Origin of the sequence: Culturomica massiliensis (genome assembly GCF_900091655.1) — a bacterium.
Classification (GTDB): Bacteria; Bacteroidota; Bacteroidia; order Bacteroidales; family Marinifilaceae; genus Culturomica; species Culturomica massiliensis.
The window spans coordinates 39,752-65,483 of the sequence record NZ_LT594620.1 but is presented as its reverse complement, the minus strand read 5'-3'; the positions used below and the strand labels follow the sequence as shown (position 1 = coordinate 65,483).

Annotated in this window: 13 protein-coding genes and 2 tRNA genes; 8 read left to right on the top strand and 7 right to left on the bottom strand. The window is 41.0% G+C overall.

Features of this window, described 5'->3' with window-relative positions:
* The first annotated feature begins 326 nt into the window (after positions 1–326).
* From BN8908_RS00675 to BN8908_RS00665, 3 genes are all read left to right on the top strand, one after another.
* Positions 327–7,976, top strand: coding sequence for a S8 family serine peptidase (locus tag BN8908_RS00675; protein ID WP_068688380.1), 7,650 nt, complete (start codon positions 327–329; stop codon positions 7,974–7,976).
* Between the two features lie 48 nt (positions 7,977–8,024).
* Positions 8,025–9,125, top strand: a complete 1,101-nt coding sequence (gene porV / locus BN8908_RS00670) for a type IX secretion system outer membrane channel protein PorV (RefSeq protein WP_068688378.1) — start codon at positions 8,025–8,027, stop codon at positions 9,123–9,125.
* Between the two features lie 253 nt (positions 9,126–9,378).
* On the top strand, positions 9,379–11,025 hold the full coding sequence (locus BN8908_RS00665) for a tetratricopeptide repeat protein (protein ID WP_068688376.1): 1,647 nt from the start codon (positions 9,379–9,381) through the stop codon (positions 11,023–11,025).
* A gap of 47 nt (positions 11,026–11,072) precedes the next feature.
* Here the strand turns inward: BN8908_RS00665 and BN8908_RS00660 are convergent, their stop codons facing one another.
* Entirely contained in the window at positions 11,073–12,452 is a 1,380-nt protein-coding gene (locus BN8908_RS00660; protein WP_021986464.1) for a tryptophanase TnaA, read from the bottom strand.
* Positions 12,453–12,810: 358 nt separating this feature from the next.
* Here BN8908_RS00660 and BN8908_RS00655 point away from each other — a divergent pair, with 358 nt between their 5' ends.
* The gene (locus tag BN8908_RS00655; RefSeq protein WP_021986465.1) at positions 12,811–13,341 is read left to right on the top strand and encodes a DUF7935 family protein; all 531 of its coding nucleotides are present in this window, start codon (positions 12,811–12,813) and stop codon (positions 13,339–13,341) included.
* A 261-nt stretch (positions 13,342–13,602) separates the two neighbouring features.
* Here BN8908_RS00655 and BN8908_RS00650 read toward each other — a convergent pair whose 3' ends face one another.
* Entirely contained in the window at positions 13,603–14,862 is a 1,260-nt protein-coding gene (locus tag BN8908_RS00650; protein WP_068688374.1) for a DEAD/DEAH box helicase, read from the bottom strand.
* Positions 14,863–15,214: 352 nt separating this feature from the next.
* Here BN8908_RS00650 and BN8908_RS00645 point away from each other — a divergent pair, with 352 nt between their 5' ends.
* Complete coding sequence (locus tag BN8908_RS00645; RefSeq protein ID WP_021986468.1) at positions 15,215–15,457, top strand: hypothetical protein; 243 nt, start codon at positions 15,215–15,217, stop codon at positions 15,455–15,457.
* Between the two features lie 103 nt (positions 15,458–15,560).
* Positions 15,561–16,739 carry a class I SAM-dependent rRNA methyltransferase gene (locus tag BN8908_RS00640; protein WP_068688372.1) on the top strand — a complete coding sequence of 393 codons (1,179 nt, stop codon included), beginning with the start codon at positions 15,561–15,563 and terminating at the stop codon, positions 16,737–16,739.
* A 155-nt stretch (positions 16,740–16,894) separates the two neighbouring features.
* Here the strand turns inward: BN8908_RS00640 and glmM are convergent, their stop codons facing one another.
* Together glmM and gcvH are read right to left on the bottom strand one after the other, a co-directional pair.
* Positions 16,895–18,277 (bottom strand): phosphoglucosamine mutase, encoded by a 1,383-nt coding sequence (gene glmM, locus BN8908_RS00635; protein WP_068688370.1) that lies wholly within the window; start codon positions 18,275–18,277, stop codon positions 16,895–16,897.
* Positions 18,278–18,451: 174 nt separating this feature from the next.
* Positions 18,452–18,826: a glycine cleavage system protein GcvH gene (gcvH, locus tag BN8908_RS00630; RefSeq protein ID WP_021986471.1), complete on the bottom strand. Its 375-nt coding sequence runs from the start codon at positions 18,824–18,826 to the stop codon at positions 18,452–18,454.
* Between the two features lie 205 nt (positions 18,827–19,031).
* Between gcvH and BN8908_RS00625 the strand changes: the two genes are divergently transcribed.
* Positions 19,032–19,105: transfer RNA gene (locus BN8908_RS00625), tRNA-Asp, on the top strand.
* Between the two features lie 35 nt (positions 19,106–19,140).
* Positions 19,141–19,217 (top strand) — tRNA-Asp (locus BN8908_RS00620).
* A gap of 92 nt (positions 19,218–19,309) precedes the next feature.
* Here BN8908_RS00620 and BN8908_RS00615 read toward each other — a convergent pair.
* The 3 genes from BN8908_RS00615 to BN8908_RS00605 all read right to left on the bottom strand — a co-directional run bounded on the left by BN8908_RS00615 (position 19,310) and on the right by BN8908_RS00605 (position 25,470).
* Entirely contained in the window at positions 19,310–21,652 is a 2,343-nt protein-coding gene (locus BN8908_RS00615) for a TonB-dependent receptor (RefSeq protein ID WP_068688368.1), read from the bottom strand.
* Positions 21,653–21,739: 87 nt separating this feature from the next.
* On the bottom strand, positions 21,740–23,593 hold the full coding sequence (locus tag BN8908_RS00610; protein ID WP_068688366.1) for a YcaO-like family protein: 1,854 nt from the start codon (positions 23,591–23,593) through the stop codon (positions 21,740–21,742).
* Positions 23,594–24,264: 671 nt separating this feature from the next.
* Positions 24,265–25,470, bottom strand: a complete 1,206-nt coding sequence (locus BN8908_RS00605; protein ID WP_068688364.1) for an alpha/beta hydrolase — start codon at positions 25,468–25,470, stop codon at positions 24,265–24,267.
* Between the last annotated feature and the right edge of the window lie 262 nt (positions 25,471–25,732).

The window sequence follows — 25,732 nt, the reverse complement described above, 5'->3', positions numbered from 1 at the left end:
TGCACATTTTTAACTCATTTCAAATATTTTAACTCAATTTGTTATGGTTTTATTAAGGTATGTTTTTCCCAAAACAACCGTTTTAGCAACAATTCGAGTGGATTTGTTATGGTACTTTAAAAGTAAATTTTAAGTCAAATTTCTTTTCTTGCGACAAATTCTAATAAACATTAATTTTTTCTAAAAAATTTCTGAAAACAGATGGAGTTGAATCTGAACATTTGTTTCTCTGTAATTAAAATTTTTTACATTAAAAATATATACAGTTCACAACCGAATTAATGCTCACAAATTAAAATAGAGAATCAACCTAAACATTTTAAAGTATGCGAAAAACGTGGTTTTTAAGTTGTCTCATTCTATTATCGGTATTCTGGTGCCTACCGATATATGGACAACAATTATCGAGTTATGTCAAAGACGGTGTAATCAGGGTCAAACTTGAGCCTGCCGTAGCACAACAACTGGGAAACACCCCTAAAACCAGAGGGGGGATCGTATCGACCGGCATCCAGCCGCTTGATAAAATCAATAAGGATATCAAAGCCGTAGAAATGAAACGGGTTTTCCCTTATGCGCCGAAATTTGAAGAACGTATGAGAAAACACGGACTTCATTTATGGTATGAAATCAGTTATGATGCAAAATTGACTCCGGAACAAGCCGCAGATAAATACAAAGGCATATCCGGAATCAAAATCGCAGAAATCGTAAGAGTCCAGGATTTGCCGAAATACAAATCCGTTCCGGCCAATCTCCCTTCCGGTCCCCGGACACGGGCCGGAGAACCGTTCAATGATCCGGGACTGGTAAATCAATGGCATTATCGCAATGACGGACGAGTACAGGGAAGTATTGCGGGCAGTGATATCAATGCTTTCGAAGCCTGGAAGATCACGACGGGAGCCCGCAATGTGGTTGTTGCCATTATTGACGGAGGTATCGACATCCAACACGAAGACCTGATCGACAATTTGTGGATAAACGAAGCCGAATTAAACGGAGAAGAAGGAGTTGACGATGATGGTAACGGATATGTAGATGATATCTACGGCTATAATTTCTGTACAAATAGCGGAACAATCAGCGCTCACCCGCACGGTACACATGTGGCCGGAACAGTCGGCGCTGTCAACAACAACGGCAAAGGTGTCAGCGGAGTTGCCGGAGGAAGCGGCAATAACGACGGCGTACGCCTAATGTCTTGTCAGGTATTTGACGACAAAGGACAGGGCGATTTCGCCAAACCGTTTGTATATGCAGCCAATGCCGGAGCTGTTATCGCTCAATGTTCCTGGGGATGGACGGCACCCGGTTTTTTCGAGCAAGCCGTTTTGGATGCTATGGATTATTTCACCGAAGAAGCAGGTCAGTATGAAGGCAGCCCGATGAAAGGCGGTCTTTGTATCTTTTCTGCCGGCAATACCCAATCGGAAGGAGAATTCTATCCGGGAGCCTACCCGACAGCCGTTGCCGTAACAGCCATGAGTGTAGACTTCAAAATGTCCAACTTTTCCACCCGCGGAGTCTGGACTGATGTCTGCGCCCCCGGAGGAGACATGGACCTGGGCGGCGAAGCATGGGGAGTATTGAGTACCTATCCGAACAACGGCTACCGTTATATGCAAGGTACATCTATGGCCTGTCCGCACGTTTCCGGTATAGCAGCCCTCGTCTTAGCAAAATACGGCGGCAGTGATTTTACAAATGCCGAACTGAGAACCCGCCTGACGGAATCGGTACACGATATATATCCCTATAATCCAGAATACCTGGGTAAATTAGGGAACGGATATATCGATGCTTATATGGCATTGGGACAAAAAAATACAAATCCGCCGGCAGTGATAAACGACATCAAGCTGATTGCATCTCAGGAAGATATTCACACCGAATGGAAAGTGCCGGCCGATCCGGACGGAGATCCCGTTTCACGCTGTATCGTATATTACAGTGAGCAAGCATTTACGGCATCCAGCGATTTATCGGCGCTCAAGTCGATGACTCTTGCTACCCGTTTCAACAAAGCCGGGGATGTTGTACATGTCATGATCCCGAATCTGAAAGCTGAAACCAATTACTGGATTGCCATCCGGGCATTCGACCGCTGGAACAATGCGTCCCCGCTATCCGAAGTTAAGCAGATAGCAACCAACGCCGGCCCCGTAATGGAAATTGCCAAAGACAAGTTCACACTCAAAATGGACGTTACCCAATCCTATGATGCCATCGACTCTATGGAAATCAAAAATACTGGAGAAGGTATGCTGAAATGGGAACTCGATATCAGAGGCAGCAAACAAAGTTTCACCCCCCGCAGTAATTCCGCCCTCCTGACAATGGCCTCACAGGAACAAGCCATATCAAACAGCTCCGTTTATCACGGATCGGTTACCGGCGTGGAAGAAGCTCCGGTGAAAATCATCGAATCCGGAGTGAACATGGACGAATTCCCCCGCAATATTAAATATTACCGGGAATATCTATACCGCATCGGAGAATCCGACACAGCACAGTGGAACTCTTTGGCTCAGTTCTTCTATATCAGTCCGGATTTTTTCCCGAATGGATTTAATTTAACGGGGATACAATTAAACGGTGTCTACAGCAAAGGACAGCCTATCCTGGAAATCTATCAGGGTGTCAGCAATTTTACGGCAGAAGACTGTTTGCTCAGCGATACACTGCCTGCCCGTAATCCGTTTATAGGCGACCTGGTACTCAGTGAAAACCTGTATTTCAAGCCCGGAAGCGGTTTCTGGGTGGTTTTTCATATGCCGAGAGGACATAAAAATCCATTGGCATGCGGACATGAAATCGAAAACTCAAATGCAGCCCAATACAGTTACTACAGTTCCGACCGGGGAAAAACATGGTCTACGTTAAAATCGGTATTGAGCGAAGGTAATCTGAGTCAATACGCCAACACGCAAACCTGGATTGTCAGTGCGGTCAGTCATTATCCCGACTGGACGAACTATATCACCCTGACCCCGGCTTCCGGCACGGTAAAACCCAGCGAAGCACAAAAGGTGTATGTCGCTCCCGAAAAGGTAAAACTTATCAACGGCGTATATAATTTCAATTTATCCGTAAACAGCAATTACAACCAGGAGCCCCAGAAGAAAGTTCCAGGTACACTGACGGTATCCGGTCATAAACCGAATTTGCAAAGTGCCAAAATCGTAGATTTCGGCAAAATTTTCGTCGGCGAGAAAAAAACGCTGGAGATCGAAATATACAACGCCGGATACGGTAAATTCAACGGTAAATCAGGCAGTTCCCTCTATGAATACGACGGCAGTATCCAATTCAGCCCCGCAAATAATTTCAAACTTACGGACGGGTATATACAATCCTTTGCAGCCCGGACAACACAGAAAGTCAAAATAGACTTCAAACCGGACCACGAAGATGTCTTTAAATCCGTTTTCAAACTGACCAGCAAAGAAGGACTGACTCATTCGATCACCCTGACGGGAACGGCAATCGACCCTGCTAAAATCACCGTTGATCCGACACAAATCGCTGTCGGTGATCTGGAAATAAATGCAGCTCCTGTAACCAAATCGTTCACGATCAGTAATACCGGATCGTATCCGCTGGAATACATTTTCCCGAAATTCACCGACGAAACCATCGAAGGATTGGGTAAAACATCCCACAAACACGGTTTCGAATACATCAGCAATATTCCGGGCTACAATGAAAATGCAGCCTGCATATTTCAATGGGAGGAGCTTCTCAATGCCAATGAAGTACAAAACCAATTGGTCGGCAACAGGGATTTCTGGACGGAAGGAGTCAATATCGGTTTCAAATTTCCATTCTACGACAAAGAATTCGAAACCGTATACATCGGCCAATACGGAGCCCTCTCGTTCAGCGGAGAGGAAGGGACATTACACTCCTGTATGATACCGGATGCCTCGCCCACCTGTACAGGAGGCCTGGATCTGATTTCCGCCCTGGGAAAACCCCTGACATTCTCTCCGGAAAGTAAGATAATGTATGCCAAACAGAACGGGAAATTTGTAGTCAGCTATGAAAATGTCATACCGCGGTACAGCAATGTTACGGTCAGCTTCCGCATCGCTCTTTCTCCGAACGGAGACATCGATATCGCCTACAAAAAATACGACCCGTATGAAGTGCATTTGTCCGACGGTATCTTCATTGCCTGCATCGATTATGATGTAAACGACGCCTTTGTCGTGGCGAGTGCGGACTTATCCCGCCAGGGAATCGACTTATGGCAATACATCGGAGACGAAACAGCAATAAAGATAACCGCGCCGGGTAAAAACATGATCCGTTCAATTTCCCCGTTATCGGGAGTAATCGGAATGAACGAAACCCAAACGATCGAAGTCACCTTCTCTGCAGACACCACGATGTATAAAGGAGAGTTGACCAACCTGCTGGCCCTGCTGTGTAACGACCCGAATAAATCGACTTCAATCATCCGCTTCGATGCCAATATCACCGGAGATTACTACCAACCCCATGTCATATTGGGCAACGACAGTCTGCTATTCGGAAACATCATGCAACACTCGACTTCAACCGGTGCGGTCAGTTTGATCAACAACGGAAAAGATCAGATCGCGATCACCGATATCACGCTGTCGAATACCGATTTCACAATAAACAAAACCGTTCCGTTTATCCTAAAACCGGGTACGTCCGAAGACCTTTACATTAAGGCAAACACGACGTCGAAAGGTAATTTCGAAACGCTTTTGACGATAAAAACAGAAAAGAACCAGGAATTGACAGCCCATATCCTGTCTAGCGTCGTCGCAGCTCCGGACATTACCGTAACACCGACCATATTTGCCGAAACTATGAAGAGCGGTGACAGCAAAACCGTTCATCTGGACATCAAAAATACAGGAGAAGCCGACCTGAATTACATGATTGTTCCCAACACCTTGTTTTTTCCGGCAAACGATACCCTGAAAGAAGGTGAAAAAGCAGAATACCTGTACAAGTCTTCTTTGGACTTCAACGATGTGACGAACCAATGGGAAGACATTACCGACTCTGAAATTTACTACGGAGAGAAATACTTCCGGACCAACGTAAGTTTTGCACAGGAATTACCGTTTTCTTTTACATTTTACGGTAAAAAGTACAACAAGATATATGTATACGGTCCCGGTTTCATTACGTTCAAAGACTTCCCGCCTTTAGACATGTGGCCGGAAGATTTCAGAGCAGACTTTACGCCTTATATAGCCCCTTACTGGGGACACCATTCTCCGGTCCCTGCCGAGTATTCTCCGACAGGCATTCCGGGTGGTATCTACTATAAGGAAGAGACCGACAGGGTTATCATTTCCTTCCTGAATTACGGCAACGTAGTGAGCCTCGGTCTGTGTTACCAAGCCATACTGTATAAAAACGGAAACATCAAATTCCAATACAAATTATCCGAAGGAGGTATACAGATTGGTGCATTCGGCATATCCGGCCTGGCTTACGAAGGAGCTTCCTACGACGATAAAGAACGTATGACCCTAGCCGAACGTTATCTGGACATGAACAGTGCCGTCGAATTTTATCCGGTACGCACCTCCAGCCTGAAAGCCGGAGAAAATGCCGATGTCGAGATGACAATCAATACAGCAGGCTTGATGGCCGGTCATCACCCGACGAAAAATGTCATCCGGACCAATGTTCCCAACAAAGAGGAAATAGAACTTTTATTGGATCTGACACTGACCGGAACCCCGCAGGGAAGCTGGCCTGAAAAATTGGAATACGCCGACATCACGGTAGGAACTTTTGTGACAACCCCGTATGATTTCTTTTTCCGGAATACCGGTACCGACTATTACCACATCACCGGGTTAAGCTGTAAAACCACCGATGCCAGCCCGGATCCCTGGGATATGCCCGATTTCGATATTTTGTACTGGTCGAAAGATGCAGTCGCCTGGCCTCCGACCCCCGATGGCGGTGAAGGAGCCCTTGTCAGTATCCGCGAAATGCCTATTGATACAGACAGCCCGCTCGAAATCGGTAAAAACCCGCAACGCTTCGTTATTCAGATATTCAATACGCAAAATGTAATGAATATGAACGACACGCTGGTGTTTACAACCGATCTGCCGGGACATGAAACGATACGCATTCCATTGCAATACGCTGTTGTGGATTCGGCCGAAGTTACCGTCGATCCGGCAAAAATCGACCTGTATGCACCGAACACTACGTTCAGTTGTGATACAACCGTTGTCATCAGCAATACGGGCAAATACAAACTCACGTATACATTGGATCTGGAATTCAAAGACAATACAACTCCGGCACAGGCAAGCCAAAGCAATAATGCTGCGCCTGCCATAACCAAAGGCTACATACTGGACTATCCGGTAGCACAGGCAACAATGGGTAGCACACAGTCGACACGCAGCGGTGAAGCCTATAACGACAGTTTGAGTTATAATTTCGACTTCGAAGGAAAAATCCTGGTTTTAGGCCCGCAAGCCAGTGCTCTCAGTGCGTACATCGTATGTACCGAATATACGGCACCGGAAAAAGGATTCAATATTTCCACCCTTAAATTTTACGGTTCTTTGATGAGCCTGGAAAGCGAAGATTTTGTTGCAGAAGTACGCACGGGCAACTCTTTCTCTGACAACAAGGTACTGACCAGCGGTACATTAAGAGCAACCGGCGGACCGGAAATAGACGGCGGCCAGCCTATCATCAACATAAAAACCATAGAATTCGACCATCCGGCCTATATCAATCCGGGAGAAAAATTCTGGGTATACATCTACATCAAACCCAATACCGGAATAGCATTGATGTCGGTAACCGACCCCGCAACAGAGGGACGGTTCACAGTACACCTGGAAGGTACCTGGGACGATCTGCTGTCACTCCAATCCCAATACGGCGTACTCGGCTTCTTACAAAAAATATATGAAAAAGAGGCCAGCAGCGCCTGGTTGACAATGGAAGGCGAAGAGAAAACCTTACAACCGGAAGAATCCGTGAAGATTTCCCTGCATGCCAATGCAGCTTTGACCAGAGGCGAAGGTAACAATCTGGCCAACCTGGTCATCAAGAGTAACGATCCCGGAAAACCGACAACCATCGTTCCGGTTACGTTAAAGAAAAACACGGCTCCGGTCATTACGCAATTGGATAAAACCATCCGTGTAAAAGAAGAGGAAGAAGCTACCGTCAGGTTTACAGTCATCGACAATGAAAACGACGACATGGAAATTTCTGTCATTGAAGACGAACAGAACATCGCCAGCCTGACCCGGGATCAAAACAACATCACGGTCACCCTGTCGCCTAAATACGGCCAAAGCGGAGATCATACTTTCACATTAAAAGCCGTAGACGAATTCACGAACGAGCGTCAGTTGAAAGTTGCCTATTATGTAGAAAAAGTAAACCGGGCACCGATCGTGATCCAGCAACCGGGCGACAAGACCGTGAAAATCGGCAAACTAGTCGAAGGTTTGGAACTGGGTACCGTATTTTCCGATCCGGACGGTGACGAACTGACTTATACAGCCATATCATCCCATCCGGACACTGTCGAGGTATTTGTGTCTGCAACCCATACTCTTGAATTTGTTCTCAAAGCCAAAGGCGAAGCGACCGTCACGTTGACGGCAAAAGATCCTGAATTATTACAGGCGACTACTACATTCAAGGTAACCGTTGAAGAAGAAGAGACCAGCGGCAGCGGTATTTTCGAAGCCCAAGTAAAAACTTACCCGAATCCGGCTACAAATGTTCTGAACATCCAATGTTCCGACGATGTCGATGGGGAAGTAATTTTCCGCCTGTACAGCATGAACGGCAGTATCGTCTATACGGAAAAAACGGCTGTAACGACCGGTTCCGTAAAAGAACTGGATATTACCAGCTTGCCCGCAGGCATGTATATTCTGGAAGTAGAACATAAAGGTGACAGAATTACCTCTAAAGTAGTTAAACAATAAGTTTTATCCGGGGAGAGGCACTCCTCTCCCCTTTTATACATTGTCATTATGATCAGAAAGATTTCAATTATAGCGCTTACGGCCTTCGCCTCACTCGGAGTCAGAGCGCAGGAAAACCAAACCGCTTCTTTATACAGCGGCGCTTATTTCCTCTCGATCGCACCGGATGCCCGGTCCGGAGCTATGGGCTCCATCGGAGCTTCAACCTCCGCCGATCCTTATTCGATTTTTTGGAATGCCGCCAAATCGGCATTTTCCGAAAATAATGCGGAATTATCATACACCTATAGCCCCTGGATGCGGGAACTCATCAAAGACATTAACCTGTCAAGCATCGGCTTTTCTTACCGGATCGACGATGTACAGACCATCAATGCCGGTTTCAGGTATTTTTCTTTCGGGGACGTAATGTTCATCGGAGAAGATGGAATGAATATGGGCGAACAAAATCCCTACGAGATGAGCATCGACATTGCTTATGCCCGGAAACTGGGACGCTACCTCTCTGCAGGTGCAACGCTGAAATACATCCGTTCCGAACTGGGGATGGGACAAATGGTAGGCGGAGTAAAAGCCGATCCGGCCAATGCCTTTGCTGCCGACATCTCATTGTTCTTCAACAAAGAGGTCCATTTTTTGCAAGAAAACTCTGTTTGGAGAGCCGGTCTGACATTGGCTAACATCGGTTCGAAATTAAAATACGGCAACGACAACGAAGCTTACCTCCCCGGTGGCCTTCGTCTGGGTACTTCCTACGAAATGAATTTCAATCAACAGCATTCGTTACTGATTGCCCTGGAAGGGAATGCTATTATCACGCCTCAATATAAAGACGGCGAAAAACCGGACAAATCGGGCGTAGGAGGATATTTCTCGTCTTTCGGCGATATCGAGTCAGACAATATTACATGGGCTCTGGCTGCGGAATATTGGTTCGCAAAGACCGTCGCCTTAAGAACCGGATACCATCACGGCAATAAAGACAAAGGACATCCCACCTGGTTCAGTACCGGTGTCGGATTGCGTTATTACAATCTTTTGGCCGATTTTTCTTATGTAGCCGCCGTATCGGACAACAATCCGATGAAAAACAGCCTGCAATTCTCTGTAGGTCTTAATTTCGACATCTTTAAGAAAAAAGCGCAATAACGCTGACGCCTGCGTTATACAACAACAGAGGTTGCCCGGTTACACCGGCGGCCTCTGTTTATCATTTCCGGGTAATCAACTTAGACTCAGAACCCAAACTGTATAACTCATTTTAATTAAAATATAACTCAAAACAGACCGTATTTTCATTCAAAAGAATAGTCATTATTATTGCATGTCAACAATAAACAATAGCTATTATTTCATTTTTTATTTTTTTATCTAAATTTGAGCAGCACTAATAATAAGTTTCATGAGAGCCATTCAATCTATCATCTTCAGCCCCCTGTTCGTTCTGTTTTTTCTGTTTCTCTTTTCAAAAGCTATATCCTCCCCCAGTTATTCCGACACACAAAAAATAACCGACAGTCTTCTGGTCGAATTTCAAAAAACAAAAATTCCCGACAAACAAATACAATTACTTAGCGAACTGGCATTTTTAACCCAACCCCACAACATCAATCTCTGCCTGAAATATACCGAACAGATGCTGGAAATCATCGATCAGAGCAAAACTTTAAAACATACCGGTGTATATTACACGAATGCCGCCATCATTTTCCTCCAATGTGACATCTACGACAAAGCGCTGGAATTTTTTCTAAAAGCGCTCAATATTATGGAAAAAGAAAAAAATGCAGTAAATATACTCTCCATTAAAAATAACATCGGAGGGGTTTATTTCCGCCTGAATAAACCGGAATCCGCACTTACTTACTTCATGGAAGCCCTACACAAAACAGAAGAACTGATACGCCAGGGCGACAGTTGCCAGTACCAAAATTTACATGCTTTTTACAACAACATCGGCCTATGCTACGACCGGCTGGAACAACCGGATAAAGCCATACAATATATCGAGCAGGCCATCGCTCTGTGCGACACGTTAAATTATGAATATCTGGGCCAATACTACAATAATATAGCTTTGTATTACCACGATAAAGGAGAAAAAAACAAAGCTCACGATTGTATCCGGAAAAGCATCGGATATAACCGGAAAATAGACAATGAAATGGGATTAGGAAAAAATTATTTGAAACTGGCCCAATTATTCTATAACGACAACGATACGAAAGAATCCCGTAAATACACGGAAAAAACCATTGCAATAGCCAAAGAGATACACTCCAAATCCCTGTTGCAGCATGCTTATCAGTTATACATCAATCTCTGTGAAATGGAACATGATTATCAGGAAGCCAATGTATATCTGAAAAAACTATTCGACCTGAAAGACGAATTGTTCAACGATACCATTGCCTCTAAGATTACGGCCCTGAAACTGCAATATGACTTTGACAAAAGAACAACCGAAACCCTGATAAAAAACCAGAACAAAGAACTACGTTACCAACTTATTTTAGTCATCATACTTTCTTTATTAGGCGGGATAACCCTGCTCTATTTTCTAGCCAACAGCCGTAACAAACGCATTCGTCTGGAAAAGCAGAGCCTCGAAAAAGACCTGGAATTCAAAAATAAAGAACTGACCAGCAATGTAATGTTTCTACTCCGCAACTCCGATCTCATACATTCCATCATCAGTCGCCTGCATCATCTTAAATCAGACCTGAAAGGACAGCAAGCTACCGAAATCAAGAATATTGTCATCGAATTACAATCCGTTATGAAAAACGATTTATGGGATGAATTCAAAGTACATTTCAACCAGGTCTATCTCGATTTTTACAAAAAATTACAGGAATATTGTCCCGACCTCTCTCCGGCAGATCTAAAGCTATGTGCTTTTCTACGACTGAATATGTCGTCCAAAGAAATTGCAGCCCTCTGCGGAGTAACGGTTAAAAGTATAGAGGTGATGCGTAGCCGATTACGCAAAAAACTCAATATTACAAATACCGACGTCAATCTGAACACATTTTTATCCGAATTCTAAAACACCGGATAAACAAAAGAGGCTGCTCCGGCAGCCTCTTTTATCATTTATTTCGCTTTTTCCAATTCCACGGTAAAATGCCGCATAATCGGAAACTCTTTGGTAATCACATAACCTCTGTTAATGGATTCACGGCGGTCGTACACATTTTTCAATGCAGCAGCAATCACATCCATGTGATTATTGGTATATGTACGTCGCGGAATAGCCAAACGCAACAACTCCAAACGCGGGTAACGGTTTTCACGGGTTACCGGATCGCGGTCGGCCAGGATAGAACCGATCTCAACCCCGCGGATACCGGCTTCCAGATACAATTCAACTCCCAGGGTCTGTGCGATAAACTCCTCTTTAGGAACATGGGTCAATACCTTTTTAGCATCCACAAAAATGGCATGTCCGCCGGCAGGACGCTGATACGGTATTCCGTATTCGTCCAGTTTAGCACCCAGATATTCTACCTGTCTGATCCGGGTTTCCAGATAATCAAACTCAGTTCCTTCATCCAAGCCTTGCGCCAAAGCATTCATATCCCGGCCTGACATCCCCCCATAAGTAATAAAACCTTCGTTCATAATACAGAACATCTGGCATTTCTTCCACAATTCCTCATTCTTAAAGGCAACAAAACCTCCCATATTTACAATGGCATCCTTTTTAGAAGACATTGTCATAATATCGGCATATGAAAACATTTCCCGGACAATTTCTTTGATCGTCTTATTTTCATATCCTTTTTCCCGGGTTTTGATAAAATAGGCGTTCTCAGCAAAACGAGCCGAATCGATCTGAAGATTTACACCGTATTTCTTACATAAAGCAGAAACTTCACGGATATTCTGCATAGATACAGGCTGTCCTCCGGCCGTATTATTGGTCACCGTCAATACAACTGCGGGGATTTTTTCCTTCGGATATTTTTTCAACACATCTTCCAGTTTAGCCGGATCCATATTGCCTTTAAACGGTATCTCCAACTGGGTATCGGCTGCTTCATCGATCGTACAATCTATCGCAAGCGCTTTACGAAACTCAATATGTCCTTTGGTTGTATCAAAATGGGAATTTCCGGGTAAAACATCCCCTTCCTTAATGATCGTGGAATACAATACATTTTCGGCTGCCCGTCCCTGATGCGTCGGCAAAAAATAATCAAAACCCAAAATCTCCTTGATAGCATTCTTCATTTTATAATAAGAACGTGCTCCGGCATAACTCTCATCCCCTAGCATCAATTCCGACCATTGCTTGTCACTCATCGCTCCGGTACCCGAATCGGTCAGTAAGTCTATAAATACCTGATCACTTTTCAGATTGAAAAGATTGTATTTAGCCTCTTTGATCCATTGCTCACGTTCTTCACGTGTACTTTTACGGATGGTCTCTACCATCTTGATTCGAAATGATTCTGCAAACGGTAATTCCATAATATTTAAATTTAAATTGTAAATTTTAGATTGTAAATTATAAATTCAGATCAATTATGCCGATTTAAATCAACCATTATTTTTGACTCACGATTTATGATTTTTCTTTTTTACAAGGACAGATTGTAGGTGCAATCCAAAATCATAAATCTAAAATTTACATTACGTAAGTATCGGCAAAATGAGATAAAATGAGTTTCAGAAATTAAACTCATCACGCTTTTTAATATTCAAAAAAAGCCGGTTAATCGGTGATTCTGTATATATCATACGCATACGATTGCAAAGATATAAAAAAGGATGAAGGATAAACGATTTTCAATTAAAAAATTATCTTTGTCCAATAAAAAAATATGCTATGACTATCGGAGATTATTTACTATTGCCATTAATATTACTCGCCTTGATGATGTACCCTTTGTTACGGAAAGGTATTTCTTTATTGGAAATTTTCGTCAATAAATATGTACATACCAACCCTAAAACTGAAACGGCTAAAGAGTCGACAACCCAAACACTCTTAAATTTAAAATTACTGGCCTATGAAAGAATCATTCTTTTCATCGAAAGGATGAAACCAGATTCTTTGATACCCAGAACCCTCCTATCCAATATATCCGGCAGAGAATACCACCGGCTTCTGGCAAACGAAATCCGGCAGGAATATGAATACAATCTTTCACAACAATTGTACCTGAGCGAAAATGCCTGGAACGTCGTGACAGACTTTAAAAACAATATCATAACTTTAATCAATACGGCTGCCGCAGACAGCGATCCGGAAAAGCCTGCCGGAGAATTGGCAAAAAAAATCCTGGAGCAATACATCGCCTCCGATATCAAAGCCGATCAAATCATCCGGATCATTAAAAATGATGTAATGCAATGAAGACAATTTGTAGATTTTAGATTGTTCTCGGAAAGACCGGGAGCAGATTAAAGGCATCCGCTTAATTTACAGAGTCTTTATTATTTACGATTTTTGATTTACGATTGTAGACTAGACACACAGACAACCCCTGATTACAGATTTAAACACTTAGATCGTTTAGAAAAGTCGAGATTGCATTGCCCCCTAATGACAAATATCTGCCACAGTCACAAATCTAAATCACAAATGAATCAGCGTGATCTGCGGACTTAGCAAAAATCATTTTTTCTTTCCTTTGTTGTTTTTAGCGGACTTCTGGTGAAATGCCCCGCCTCCTTTAGGACGTGGTTTCTTTTGGTATACAATATTGGCAGTCACGACCTTCTCTTCTTCCAATAAAATATCTGAAATCTCCAATTTCTGAGGCAAAGGAAGCATTTCGACAGACTGACCAATCAAACGCTCGATATCGGTAAATCTATCTTCCTCCCTGGGTGCAACCAGACTTATAGCCGTTCCTTCCTTACCGGCCCTGGCCGTACGACCGATACGATGCACATATTCTTCCGCCAAGGTCGGTATATCAAAATTGATAACATGTGACACATCCTGAATATCCAATCCGCGGGCCGCCACATCAGAAGCAACCATGATGCGGGCCCTTCCTTCCCGGAATGCTTTCAAAGCATTCAAACGGGTATTTTGGGCTTTATTGGAGTGAATGACACTCAATTCATCTTTCCAAAAATCCGCCAGTTTATCAGTAATACGATCGGCGTTTTTCTTACTTTCAGTAAAAATCATAACCCTTGTATATACCTCCTTATCCGCCAACAATAATTTCAACAAATTGATTTTAGTCATTATGTTCGGCACATCGTAACGGTATTGTACAACAGTATCCACAGTCGTCGCCTGAGGTGCAATCTCCACTTTTTCAGGTGCAACCATAAACTCTTCTGCCAACGCAATCACCGTATCCGAAAAAGTAGCGGAAAAAAGTAACGTCTGGTGTTTTTCCGGTATCACCTCCAGTATACTTCTCAACTGCGGTATAAAACCTAAATCCATTAACCGGTCGGCTTCGTCGATTACGACCGTTTTTACGGAAGTGGTCCGGATAATTCCATTCATATAAATATCCATAAAACGCCCCGGAGTCGCCACCAGCAAATCACAACCTTCATACACGGCATCCTGCTGTGTCCGTATATTGGTTCCCCCGTATATTCCCAGACAACGGATATCCATATAAGCGGTCAACAATTCTACACTCTCACATACCTGCACAACCAGCTCCCGGGTCGGCACGATAACAATGGCCCGGGGATACTTACCTTGTGCATAATGCAACTTCATCAGGATAGGTATCAGATAAGCCAACGTTTTTCCAGTACCGGTCTGAGCAATCCCAATCATATCTTTTCCCGAGCGAATTACCGGAAACGCTTCCACCTGTACCGGAGTCGGAATTTCAAATCCCGCTTCATCCAATGCATTCAATATCTGCTTGCTTATCTTTAAATCCTTAAATTCCATATAACCAAAGATTTATAATTTACGAACGTAAACCTTTTATTCCGATCTCCATTAAATACGTTCTAATAGCCGAGATATATTCAAACACCATATGTTTTCAGTAAAGAAATTACAAAAACCCCGAATAAATCTACAGACTTAACATCGGCAAAGATACGAAAAAAAACAGAGCATAAAAATCCGCTTTTATTCATACATTCACCTCCTGATTAAGCGGCTAAAAATGATTTATTTAACATCATTTGTACTGGTCGGGTAATATCTGAACAGAATTAATGCAAACGTTTTATTTGCTTTTTTCAAAAAGAAATCATACATTTATTCCAACGAATAACCATAAAACTTTTGAGATATGACGACAATGACATTCAACGAATTGAGGAGAATCAAAGACCAATTGCCCTCAGGAAGCATGCAAAAAATTGCAGATGACTTAGGCATTGATGTTGAAACCGTCCGGAATTACTTTGGGGGCGATCATTATGAAGAAGGGAAAGCAGTCGGTATTCATTTCGAAAAAGGTCCCGAAGGGGGGATCGTTCAAATTGACGATACAACAATCTTAGAAAAGGCAAAACAAATGCTGGAAAATTAATCTGATCCGGGAGTGCTGAAAAAGGCTCCCGGATTTTTTTCTCTGTTATTCCCGATTTTTATCTATTTTTGCAGCCGTCAGCCAAACAAATAAAAAACGGTTTATGAATTCGATTCTATTAAAAAGCGGGAAAGAAAAATCTGTATTCAGATACCATCCCTGGATATTCTCCGGAGCAATTGCCAAGACAGAAGGTACACTACAGGAAGGAGATATCGTTAAAGTATACAGTGCAGACCGTCAGTTCCTGGCTATCGGACATTATCAGATCGGTTCCATAGCCGTACGTATACTAAGTTTCGAAGACACTGTTATTGACCACAACTTCTGGAGGACAAGAATAACTGAAGCTTACCGGAAGCGTCGTTCCCTGGGGCTTACAGATTCACAAACCAACAACGTATACCGTCTTATTCACGGAGAAGGCGATAACCTGCCCGGCCTTGTGGTAGACATATATGCCAATGTAGCCGTCACCCAGTTCCATTCCGTCGGTATGTATCTGGAACGGGAAAACATTGCCAAAGCCATTGTTGAAGTGTTAGGCGATCAAATAACAGCCATATACGACAAATCCGAATCGACATTACCTTTCAAAGCGGCAATAGAACCGAAAAACGGTTATTTATACGGTCAGGCAAAATCGTTTATTGCTCTGGAAAATGGTTTGAAATTTAATGTAGACTGGCTGGAAGGACAAAAAACAGGCTTCTTTATCGATCAACGGGAAAACCGCAGCCTATTGGAAAAGTATGCACGCGATAAATCCGTACTGAATATGTTTTGTTACACGGGTGGATTTTCTTTCTATGCCATGCGGGGAGGCGCACATTCTGTACATTCTGTCGATGTCTCTGCCAGAGCTATTGAATTGGCAAGGCAAAACGTAGAATTGAACTTCCCGGGAGATCCCAGGCACGAAGCATTTGCCGAAGAAGCATTTCGTTTTCTTGAACACTCCTACGACAAATACGACCTGATTATTCTGGACCCGCCGGCATTTGCCAAACATCAGAATGTATTGAACAATGCCATCCAGGGATACAAAAAGCTGAACCGGAAAGGGATAGAAGTCATTAAACCGGGAGGCATTATCTTTACCTTCTCCTGCTCACAGGTCATGACAAAAGAATTATTCCGGCAAACCGTATTCACTGCCGCCGCCAATACCGGACGCAAAGTAAGCATCCTCCATCAACTGACCCAACCCGCCGATCACCCGATAAACATTTACCACCCGGAAGGAGAGTATTTAAAGGGATTGGTACTATATGTAGAGTAGACGAATATTTTTAATTTACAATACAGGATAGTAGATATCACAAACTTAATAAACAAAAAAGTTGTAAGCTACCTATCAAGAAATTTATCGTTTACACCCGAAACCAGAACGATACCTTCTGAACTTGTAGCTTACAACTTACTTATAATCGTAAATTAATACAGGCTTTTTGCCGTTTCAATCACTTCCTCTGCCAACGCATTGGCAGCAGCTTCGTCTTTGGCCTCCGAATAAATCCGGATAATCGGTTCGGTATTCGATTTACGAAGATGTACCCATCCCCTCTCGAAATCAATTTTCACGCCATCGATATCCGTTACCTTTTCATTGGCATACTTCTTTTTCAGGCCCTCCAGGATTTTATCTACATCAATCTCCGGAGAAAGCGTAATCTTATTTTTAGAGATAAAATACTGCGGATAATCTTTTTTCAATTCCGTCATTTTTTTACCCTTTGTCACATAGTGAGACAGGAATAATCCGACTCCTACCAAAGCATCCCGGCCATAATGACTTTCCGGATAAATAACCCCTCCGTTTCCTTCTCCCCCGATTACCGTATGGGTTTCCTTCATTTTAGCCACAACATTGACTTCACCGACAGCGGCAGCATTATATTCCTGCCCGTATGCTTCGGTTACATCTTGGAGCGCCCGTGAAGAAGAAAGATTGGAAACCGTATTACCGGGAGTATGTTTCAATACATAATCGGCCACAGCCACCAACGTATATTCCTCGCCGAACATCTCTCCGTTCTCACTGATTAATGCCAAACGGTCTACATCCGGATCCACGACAATACCGAGATCGGCCCCGCACTCTTTCATCTTAGCCGAAATTTCCGTCAGATTCTCCGGAATCGGCTCCGGATTGTGCTTAAACCGTCCGGTCGGCTCGCAATTCAACTCCACAATCTCCTTGACTCCCAATGCCCGTAACAAACGGGGTATAACAACTCCTCCCACAGAATTCACGGCATCTACCACCACTTTCAGGTTTGCTTTGGCAATTGCTTCTTTATTTACCAGCTTCAAACCTAAAACCTGCTCAATATGATAATCGGTATAATCTTTCTCTGTAATCTGTCCCAAATGATCTACATCTGCATATTCGAAATTTTCCTTTTCAGCCAATTCTAAAACCTGGGCTCCGTCGGCTGCCGTCAGAAATTCACCTCGTCCATTCAGTAATTTTAAAGCATTCCATTGCTTGGGATTATGACTGGCCGTCAATATAATACCCCCGTCTGCCTTTTCTCCTGTCACGGCAATCTCTGTTGTCGGAGTCGTAGCCAAACCGATATTTACAACATCATGCCCCAACCCGATTAAGGTGGCAGATACCAATTTAGCATACATTTCACCGGAAATACGGGCATCCCGCCCCATTACGATCCTGGCTTTTTCTTTACCGGCTCCCTTTTTCAACCAAGTGGCATAAGCAGAAACAAACTTTACGATATCCAACGGAGTCAGATTATCCCCCGGATAACCACCTACCGTTCCCCGAATACCTGAAATAGATTTGATTAGAGTCATTGGAATTCAGATTTTAATTAAATACAAGATTATTGATAGTACAATACAACACCCACAAATTTAAAAAATTATATTTTAAAACACAAAGTTATTAAAATATATAACAAAGATTGACTACTTTATCTAAAAAGAGCTGTAATTTCCGCTTGGATATTACAGCTCTCAATATTTTTATCAGATGATAGCCTTATAAGCATCAGCAGTCAACAACCCGTCGATTTCAGCTTCATCACCGAGCTTAATACGGATAATCCAGCCTTTTCCATACGGATCCTTATTTACCAATTCCGGCTCTCCTTCCAATTCTTCATTAAATTCCAACACTTCTCCCCCAACAGGCATATATAAATCGGAAACGGTTTTTACGGCCTCAACTGTACCGAAGGTATCTCCGGCTTCAAGGTTATCCCCGACAGTTTCACACTCTACGAAAACGATATCGCCCAATTGACTTTGAGCATAATCGGTTATGCCTATAACAGCTTCATCACCCTCAACACGAATCCATTCATGTTCTTTGGTGTACTTTAATTCTGCAGGTACATTCATTATCTTAAAGTTTTTTAATTTAAAAATTATTACGCGTTCAAAGTTAAACAAAAATTCTAATCTCCGCCTTCGTTCTCCATTTATTTTTCCATTATATTTTACAAGTAGAAGAAATATTTTTCATTTTTTCCTATCCATTTATTTGCTATTTCAAAAAATCATCCTACATTTGCACCGCTGTTAAGAGATAGCACAACCAAAATCTGGTGCGGTAGTTCAGCTGGTTAGAATACAGGCCTGTCACGCCTGGGGTCGCGGGTTCGAGTCCCGTCCGCACCGCTGAAAAAGTTCTTCTAAAATTTTATGGTTATTTTGGTGCGGTAGTTCAGCTGGTTAGAATACAGGCCTGTCACGCCTGGGGTCGCGGGTTCGAGTCCCGTCCGCACCGCCAACTAGGTTTAATCATTGAAAATCCTGTGATTCTAACGAATCACAGGATTTTTTTATACCATAGCCCCCTCCAAAATTCATTTTTCGGGGATACTACCGGCTCAATCTGCTGTCGTCAACCTGATGGTATTTTGATTGTTTATGATTCTTTAGTCTCCAGATCAATGTAAATTCAACACTACTTCTCTCATAAAAACGAGTCAGCTTGTACTGGTTACTGTATTCCAACTTAACCGGACGCGGCCTCTGATGGCACAATATGTTGTCATAATTTACCAAAAAAGAAAGCGATTTGGTTATCGTCCATTTGACTCTACCTGACAACTTCCATATTTCGCCGAGTTTATAGACCCCCTGCCGGGCAGCAGACTGAAAATGTCCGTTGACCTGCAACAATAAATACTCGGTAAGATTAAAAGAATTATTTAAATTGACCACACCGCTTAAGCTTGTATGATTAAATGAATAACCATAAAAATCGTCGATCTTCTCCCGCGAATTTATTCCCTGCAAAGTGATATTACTGCTAAAGAATTTTCCTTGCTTAACATTCAGTATCACTGCAATTCCCATTCTTAGCAGATAATCATAATTCTCAAAACGATATATTGTCTTTATTTCGTCTGCCGACATGTGGGGCAACTGACTGAAATAGTCCGGTGCATACTGAATGAATCCCATAAAAATATACTTGCGATTGCGTATATACATAAACTGCCCTCTGTACATCTTATACGGGCTTAACTCCGGATTACCCACAACCTCCGAATATGAGTTCAATTCTGTCGTTTGAGGATTAATGGCCCAAAATGAAGGATAATACTTATCACTCGTAATATTCAACTGAAAAGTATTTCTCGGATCCAGACTGTAAGTAACGGATAAATTTGGAAATAGCGACCAGTCGTTCCATAAAGTATGCCGGATACCATTATCTGTATAAATTGATTTGAAGTATTCGGTTTTCAAGGAAATGGAGGCCGACAGTTTTTTATTGAACCGGCAGGATGCTTCTATAAAAGGGGTTGCAGTGTATTCTTTCTGACTGCCATCTAAATTTAAATCTCCGGCTTCGATGTAATCATCATTTTGCCTGAATAAATACCGAACTTTCGTATCAGATAAATTATATCCCGCATTTATACCATAATTCAGTTTTAACTTTGAGGGGAATGTAACTCCATGATTAATAAATACGGACCATTTTGAAATCTTCTGATCAGAATTATTGATATAATTTTTATTGATTTGATGGTCTTTTTCATCGGTATAATGCTGGTCTGTCGGATTTTTGTAAAAAGTGTATTCGGCTCCTATATTGAATTTTCTGTTTGAATACTGTATATAGGCGTTGTGCAACTGCCGGTTATCTTTCGTGTGATTCAAGCTGTTTAAGCTATATTGGTTTATATCGGTATAATCGTTCGTTGCAAAACTTTTGCCGTTTTTTTTCTCTTTATTAAGGAAATATGAAAAAATAAGTTCACTGTTTTTGTTAAATGTATAAGCTGCTTCTGTTCTGAAATCTATATCCAGATAATTATTCCTGCTATTGATGAATTCATTTATTTTTACAATTTTGTCTTTCAGGGAATGCCGGGAATAGGATTTGTTTTTATCCCAACTTTTCCCGGTATTAACCGTGGCCGAAAAATCAACTTTGAATTTTGAATTATTATAAACAAGATTGATCCGGTCAACGTTTGATGCATAGACCGATTGTTTGTATGATGCTGACACTTCCCCTGTTACAGACGGCTGTTCATCCGTCCTTTTGTTCAGAACGATATTGATCAGAGCTCCCCTGACATTATATTTGGCAGGCGGATTATACATAACCTCAATATTTGCAATATTCGAAGAAGGAATGGTCTTTAGCATATTACTGACCTGCTCTATAGTCATTTTGGTCATTTGTCCGTTTATAACAATGTTTAGCTTTTCACTGCCTATCAATGACAATTGGTTATTGATTTCAAATATACCCGGAATCTCTTTTAACATTTCGTAAGCGGTTGTTATTGCCTTATTCTTTTCTATCGATTGAGCATTATAAGACAACATATTACCGCTTACTTTCATCATTGGTCCCTCTGCTGACACCTGAACTTCATTTAAAGTATATTGCCTGGGAATAAGAGTTATTACAGGCTGTATCTGCATGTTGGCCTGTATATACAATGTATCGGGCTCATAAAGTAAATGTTGAATAATCAACCGGTAATTACCGGCCGGAAGATGCTTGATTATAAAATACCCCGTGCTGTCAGTAATTGTACCGTCAATATATTTTACCTGTGAATCCTGTAAAATAACTGTTGCGTATTCGATGGGTTTTTGGTCGGGATTAACAATTCTACTCTCAATAACATTTAACTGCGAGCTCGCCGTATAATGTGAGATCACCAATAACAGAAAAAAGAATATAAACTTCATATAGCTATATATTTAGTTTGAAAACCACTAGTATTGGGATGGATTGAAGTACCCAAAATACCAGTGATTTTTTAATCCGAACAATATCTATTGTGTGTTTCCGAACAAGTGTTTTTCCAAGTCTTTTTGATTTATGACACGCGAATGAACATTAATATTCTTTTCTATTTGAAACACATCAAATAACCTGCATTTATCCGAGACTTTACAATCTTCACAGTTGAAACAATTGGGGAAGGAGTGGTATCTGAATATTTTTTCCGGATCGGATATATCCTCAACTACTTCATTTGCGGTATCTTTTCCATAACCAATTGATAAAATTGCGGCAATTTCATCGTCATTTCTATTTTCTGTATATCTCAGATTCATATAATCCGAAATAGCATAATAATAATCATAGTCATCGCGGCTTTTATCTGATAAGAATAAATTCAGATAATACATTGCTTTATCGTTATTGCGCGCATAATAAAAAAGCATGTATAAAAGTAGCTCTAAATCAAGATCATATAAGTCTTGATCCTTGACAGGAACATATATTTTCGTATATTTGAATCTGTCAAGCTTTATCAATTCATAATTACAATCCAGACTGTCAGCTAATAAGGCCGCCTTTTCAACAGTCAAATTGCTCATATTACAAAGATAATTTAATTTACTTCCTAGATTGAGTAATGTACAATTTGATTTGTTTATCACTAATTCACTCATGCCTGGGGCAACAACGTAATAAGCCGGAAAATTAAGTTTCGAATTATCACGAATATAGAGATTAAACCCTAAATTATGGATCAGTTTGATACTGTAGTCCAGATCATACTCATTCGTATTTCCCAACTTATCATTAAAGCCAGTAAACGGATAAGATACTTTGGCAGATAATATAGAAGCAGGCCAATAACCCGAACTATCTACGAATGTGTTTTTCAGATTTAAATACATATAATCAATATCCGATATATAATCAGGTTTCTGTGATTTGTCGAAGAATTTAAAAGGAATACTTTTGAAATATGTCGTACCCTGATAAACTTCATTAATGCATCTTTCCAGCGCAATAGCAGGATTGAAATCTGAACCTAATTTGAAATTGAAAAAATGCTTTTCTTTATCAGTAATGATAAGCCCTATAACAGGTAAACCAAGCCCCAGGGAACAATCTTTTATAATAATTTCATAATTCGGGTTTTCTTTTAATATGTAATGTAAGTTTTCATAGGCCACAGAACCTTTAAATGCGTCATAAGGTATTGTTGGCGGAGTTAATTCTTTCAGATATATTTCTTTTATGGCATAACGCTCAAAAAGCTCACAAACTCCTTGCAGAACAGCCTCCTGTGCAGTATTTCCTGCACACATTCCATTAGAGCCTGTAGCTGACCATAATAACTCAATTGGAAGATAGATGGATTCATGAGTCTGCACATCAAAAAAAGGGACCATTAAAACCTCTTCTGAAGGATTTATCTGTCTTATAAATTCTCCGATATCATCATGATTACTCAATTTGAAAATTTTTCTAAGTTCATCTCCCCAATGAGCATGCAATTTTTCTATAGACCAGTATTCCTCATCCTTATCGAATAAATAATCTAATTCCAGATTTTTTTCCCTTACTTTCTTTACAAATTGAGAGTTCGGATCAAGTTCGTCCAGAAAACGTTTATAACTATATTTTCTTTTCGGTAACAACAAATTATTTTGCAGCCTTTCCAAAAATTCTGCATAACCACTGGCAAGAGAATATTCATAAGTTGTACCTTTTCCGTTTGTTCCATAATTGAAAGAATCTAAATCAGGATACGCAATATTTGTCCGGAAAGAAAAAAATTTGTTGTTTTTTGTATGATTATCTTTTGTCAGAATTCCAATATTTGACAATATTCCTCTTATCTTGTTTACAGTTTCGAGAGGATGACAAGCTTTATATTCTTTCATATAATTAAAATTAATGACTGTTTATTTATTGAAGTTAGCCCTTATAAAAGGGCTAACAAGATTGAGATTAACCTCTATAGGTTATTGACAGGACCTGTAGACACTGTAACCGTGTCTAATGTACCTCCATCGTAAGTTTTGTCTTCTTCCTTAATTTTAGAAGACTGACTCCCTTTGGGGGAATAGTTTTTGATTTTCATTGATTTTGTTTTCATAGCGAAAAAAATGAAATTAGCCTACTAACAAAGCGCATCAGCATTCGCTTATAATAATGTTGCAACAACTATTATCTTTTATGTTCGCTAATAAAATATATAAGTTATTCAATATTGTTTTATATTTATAATACATACATATTTTGCGTTAAATATATACATAATATTTTATTATACAAATTTTTGTAAAATATATTTTACAAAATATATGATTTACACGAAATAGTCGGCTAAAATAATCAATTGATTTATGAAATTTATCTGCTTAAAGTAAAGGATAAAAGTATTGAGGCAAAAAATGTAAATGATTAATTATATGATATTTATCCGAGGTACTGATTTCCGGATAAATAAGAATTCAGATTCAGTCCGCAACGCCAAATAAATTGATAATCATAAACAAAGTCCTGTTATTCGATCGAATAACAGGACTTTATTAATTATAGACGACACCTTTTAGTGACCCGCTTGCTTTATTTCTGAAATCAGTTCGTTTATTTCCTCTTCGGCATATTTATAATCTTCTTTATCGTACTGGTCATGCTCAGCCTGAAGTGATTTCATCGCATCCTCACAAGCTTTAAGAGCTGATTCGGTATCATTCATATCATCATAAGCCTGAGCCTTCCCCAGATATAAAATATACCGGTGACTGTCTCCTTCATGAATCTTTATCGCCAAATCAGCAATTTGCAATATTTTCCGGGGTTGACCGTTCATTCCCGCCAACACAATCCAATGATTATACAGATTGTAAACACCCGGATAATAACGGTATCCCAGATATTCCTGCCTGTCGTTATAATACTTACTAAAGGCTTTGGCAAAATCATCTTCTGCAAGCATAGCCATTCTCACATCTTCTCCGGGTGTACCATAAGAATACCTGATATATTCTTTGACACTCCTGCCCAGAGAAACAGGCAGCGATTCCATATGTCCAACTTCTGTCAGATAATCTATATGCGCTTCAAATCCCTTGATCCCGGGAGAATTTAAAAGCAAAGAATCAAACCGGCGAATTCCTTTCAAATATCCGGTCTCCGGCTCGCCCGTGTCCCCAATGGACAGATAAACAAACTTATCAAGTTTTACCGGAGCTTTCGCTTTAAAATCTTCCAGCAATCTGTTTTTGCTATAAACCAGATTCGGACTGAACATCATATAAGCGTTAAAGAGAGAATCTCTGTCACACAACGCATGCATAAGCAACGATCCTCCCAATGAATGCCCCACACCTAACCTATGCCGGGTCACATTATAGCGAGACTCGATATAAGGGAAAAGTTCATCTGACATAAAACTTAAAAATTTCTGTGCACGTCCTGTTTCCCGATCCGGATCACCCACCATAAAATCATCCATACGGGTATTTTCAGAAACAACCCCCACGACCAAAAAAGCAGGAATCTCATTATCCATATCGCGGACAAAAGCCAGATGAGCCGCAACCAGATTAACAAAAGCATCATCACCATCCAAAACATATACCACATTCATTTTACAATCCGATTGCCGGCTGGGGAATGCAGGCACCACCACATTAATATGTCGGGTTTGTCTCAGAATCTCCGATTTAACCGTATCTCTGACAATGATTTGCTGCCCGAAACCTATCGAATTTAATGCAAAAATCAAGATCAATAATAAAAATAATTTCATACCATCTCATTTTAATGTTCAATCAAAAAATTACGCTTTATGTGTTAAATATATATATAATATAGAAGGCAGACAACTATTTAGAAGGATAAAAGCAGGACAACCCGACCGTTGATAACTCTTATCTTTAGAAAAGTTATGAAATAAAGCAAAAGCTATTTCTATATTTGAGATAACTGATTTCGTTCAAAAGACACAGAAAAATAAGGTAACAAAGCGGTTATACATAAGTTTTAGTGACTCCCTTTTTATTCGTATTTCC

Coding starts and splice junctions, on each gene's coding strand:
- BN8908_RS00675 (WP_068688380.1), top strand. CDS start 327: ATGCGAAAAACGTGGTTTTTAAGTTGTCTCATTCTATTATCGGTATTC.
- porV (WP_068688378.1), top strand. CDS start 8,025: ATGATCAGAAAGATTTCAATTATAGCGCTTACGGCCTTCGCCTCACTC.
- BN8908_RS00665 (WP_068688376.1), top strand. CDS start 9,379: ATGAGAGCCATTCAATCTATCATCTTCAGCCCCCTGTTCGTTCTGTTT.
- BN8908_RS00660 (WP_021986464.1), bottom strand. CDS start 12,452: ATGGAATTACCGTTTGCAGAATCATTTCGAATCAAGATGGTAGAGACC.
- BN8908_RS00655 (WP_021986465.1), top strand. CDS start 12,811: ATGACTATCGGAGATTATTTACTATTGCCATTAATATTACTCGCCTTG.
- BN8908_RS00650 (WP_068688374.1), bottom strand. CDS start 14,862: ATGGAATTTAAGGATTTAAAGATAAGCAAGCAGATATTGAATGCATTG.
- BN8908_RS00645 (WP_021986468.1), top strand. CDS start 15,215: ATGACGACAATGACATTCAACGAATTGAGGAGAATCAAAGACCAATTG.
- BN8908_RS00640 (WP_068688372.1), top strand. CDS start 15,561: ATGAATTCGATTCTATTAAAAAGCGGGAAAGAAAAATCTGTATTCAGA.
- glmM (WP_068688370.1), bottom strand. CDS start 18,277: ATGACTCTAATCAAATCTATTTCAGGTATTCGGGGAACGGTAGGTGGT.
- gcvH (WP_021986471.1), bottom strand. CDS start 18,826: ATGAATGTACCTGCAGAATTAAAGTACACCAAAGAACATGAATGGATT.
- BN8908_RS00615 (WP_068688368.1), bottom strand. CDS start 21,652: ATGAAGTTTATATTCTTTTTTCTGTTATTGGTGATCTCACATTATACG.
- BN8908_RS00610 (WP_068688366.1), bottom strand. CDS start 23,593: ATGAAAGAATATAAAGCTTGTCATCCTCTCGAAACTGTAAACAAGATA.
- BN8908_RS00605 (WP_068688364.1), bottom strand. CDS start 25,470: ATGAAATTATTTTTATTATTGATCTTGATTTTTGCATTAAATTCGATA.